The organism is Streptomyces cavernae (genome assembly GCF_004023625.1).
Taxonomy (GTDB): domain Bacteria; phylum Actinomycetota; class Actinomycetes; order Streptomycetales; family Streptomycetaceae; genus Streptomyces; species Streptomyces cavernae.
This window is the reverse complement of the sequence record NZ_RPDJ01000105.1, coordinates 1-3,181: the sequence shown is the minus strand read 5'-3', so window position 1 is coordinate 3,181 and position 3,181 is coordinate 1. Positions and strand designations below refer to the sequence as shown.

Genomic DNA, 3,181 nt, shown 5'->3' with positions numbered 1-3,181 from the left:
CGCTCGCACGATCGGGCTGACGGACGTGGAGTCCCTGGACGCGGTCGTCCCGGCCCTGTCGGCCTGGCACAGCAGCAGGCGAGCCCGCTCGACGCTCGACAACTGGCGCTACCGCGTCGCTTGGCGGGCTTTGACGCATCGTCAGCTCACGGGCGTCCGCGCAGATGGCACCTGGCTCCTCGTCGTTCCCGAGGTGTGCAGCGACGACCCGCTGTTCCGGGGCGTCTTCGCCGCACTCACGGAACGGGCGGACGACGTCCGCGTGCTGACGGTCGGTGCGGCGGATTCCGAGCGGGAGCGGTTACTGGGCCGGCTCCGGGCCGAGGCCGAGGTCGTGGCCGGTGACTTCGGCGGTGTCGTCTCCCTGGCCGGCCTCGACGAGCGTCCGCACCCCGAGCACGCGTCCGTGCCGCAGGGCCTGGCGGTGAGCCTCGCGCTCCTCCAGGCCCTCGGCGACGCGGGCATCCAGTCACCGCTGTGGTGCGTCACCCGCGGTGCCGTCGCCACAGCCGACGACCGGGCACCCGCCGCGCCCGTCCAGGCCGGTGTCTGGGGACTCGGCCGCGTCGCCGCCCTCGAACACCCGAAGCGGTGGGGCGGTCTGGTCGACCTCCCCGACGGGGCCGACGCCGCCTCCTGCGATCTGCTCGTCGACATCCTCGTCGGCGACGGTACCGAGGACCAGATCGCAGTCCGGGGCAGCAAGCCACTCGGCCGCCGACTCGTCCGCGCCCCGCACGGCGGTGCTCACGACGCCCGCGACTGGAGGCCGCGTGACACCGTCCTCGTCACGGGCGGAACCGGCGCCCTCGGTGCCCGCATGGCGCGCTGGCTCGCCGGCAACGGTGCCGGGCATCTCGTTCTGACCGGACGCCGCGGCGCCGACGCACCCGGCATGGCCGACCTCCGCCAGGAGCTCGAAGAGCAGGGCACACCGGTCACCTTCGTCGCCTGCGATGTGGCGGACCCGGACTCCGTCGCCACGCTGATGCGGCGGCTGGAGCAGGAGGGTGTGCCGCCCGTGCGCACGGTCCTGCACGCCGCGGGCGTCAGCGCCCTCGGATCACTCGCCGACGCGGGGATCGCCGACCTGGTGTCCACCCTGTCCGGCAAGGTGCTCGGCGCCGACCACCTCGACGCCGCACTCGATCCGGCCGCACTCGACGCCGTCGTCTACTTCTCCTCCATCTCCGGAACGTGGGGCGTGGCCGACCACGGCGCCTACGCCGCCGCCAACGCCATCCTCGACGCACGCGCCGAGCAGCGCCGCGCGGACGGCGTACCGGTCCTCTCGGTCGCCTGGGGCCCCTGGGCCGGCGGTGGCATGATCGCCGAGGACGTGCAGGAAGACCTCCGTCGACGCGGTGTGCCCGTCATCGATCCCGACACCGCAATCACCGGTCTCCAGCAGGCGCTGGACCACGACGAGACGTTCGTCGCGATCGCCGATGTCGACTGGCGGCGCTTCGCGGGCGTGTTCACCTCTGTCCGACGCAGCCCCCTCCTCGCCGAACTGCCGGAGGCGCAGCCCGCGGACGACGGTGGCACGGCGTCCGACGCCGAACCCGCTCTGCTCCAGCACCTGACACAACTCGACCCGACGCGGCGTCGGGCGGCCCTCCTGGACCTGGTGAGCCGGCAGGTCGCCACCGTGCTCGGACACGACGGCCGGGACACCATCGACACGGAACTGGCCTTCAAGGACATCGGATTCGACTCGCTCACCGCCGTCGAACTGCGCAATCGCCTCAGCCGCGGCACCGGTCTGCGACTGCCCACCACGGTCGTCTTCGACCACCCCAGCATCGCCGCACTGGCCGGTTTCCTCGAAAGGCAGGCCTTCGGCTCCGGAGCCGACACCGAGCAGGCCCCCGCCGACGCGGAGGTGCGGGTCCCCGGTGGTGGTGTGGACGACGAGCCGATCGCGATCGTGTCGATGGGGTGCCGTTATCCCGGTGGGGTGCGTTCGCCGGAGGACCTGTGGCGGCTGGTGCGCGAGGAGGCGGACGTCATCTCGGAGTTCCCCGCCGACCGTGGCTGGGATCTGGACGCCCTCTATGATCCGGATCCCGAACGGGCCGGTACCAGCTATGTCCGTGAGAGCGGTTTCCTCTACGACGCGGCGGAGTTCGACGCGGGGTTCTTCGGGATCTCGCCGCGTGAGGCCCTCGCCATGGACCCGCAGCAGCGCCTGCTGCTGGAGACCACCTGGGAGGCCCTGGAGCGGGCGGGCATGGATCCGCACACCCTGCGTGGTAGCAGCACCGGCGTCTACGTGGGTCTGACCGACCAGGAGTACTCCGCCCAACTGCGCGCCGCCGCGGGGGAGACCGAGGCCTACCTGGCCACCGGGGCCGCGGCGAGCGTGGCGTCCGGCCGCATCGCCTACACCTTGGGCCTTCAGGGGCCCGCGGTGACGGTCGACACGGCCTGCTCCTCGTCGCTGGTCGCCCTGCACATGGCCGTACGTGCGCTGCGGGCCGGAGAGTGCGAACTCGCCCTGGCGGGCGCCGCCACGGTGATGTCCGGACCCGGACCCTTCGTCGCCTTCAGCAGGCAGCGGGCCCTCGCCCAGGACGGCCGCTGCAAGCCCTTCTCCGCCACCGCCGACGGCTTCGCCCTGTCGGAGGGGGTCGGTGTCCTGCTGCTGGAGCGGTTGTCGGACGCGCGGCGCAACGGGCACCGGGTGCTGGCGGTGGTGCGTGGTTCGGCGATCAATCAGGACGGTGCGTCGAACGGGTTGACCGCTCCGAGTGGTCCGTCCCAACAGCGGGTGATCCGGGGGGCGTTGGCGGACGCCGGTTTGTCGGCGGCGGATGTGGATGTGGTGGAGGCGCACGGTACGGGCACGAAGCTGGGTGATCCGATCGAGGCGCAGGCGTTGCTGGCGACGTACGGCCAGGACCGGCCCGAGGATCGGCCGTTGTGGCTGGGGTCGGTGAAGTCCAACATCGGTCATACGCAGGCTGCTTCGGGTATGGCCGGGGTCATCAAGATGGTGCAGGCCATGCGGTACGGGGTGTTGCCGAGGTCGCTGCACGCCGATGAGGTGTCGCCGTTCGTGGACTGGTCGGCCGGCGCGGTCGAGGTACTCTCCCGCGGCAGGGTGTGGGAGGAGAACGGACATCCGAGGCGCGCGGGTGTCTCGTCCTTCGGTATCAGTGGTACGAACGCGCACGTC

Annotated in this window: 1 protein-coding gene; it reads left to right on the top strand. The window is 72.0% G+C overall.

The window, feature by feature from the left end; genetic code table 11:
* Window positions 1-3,181, top strand: a 3,181-nt coding sequence (locus EF387_RS46285) for an SDR family NAD(P)-dependent oxidoreductase (RefSeq protein ID WP_128382564.1), incomplete at both ends; no start/stop codon positions are given.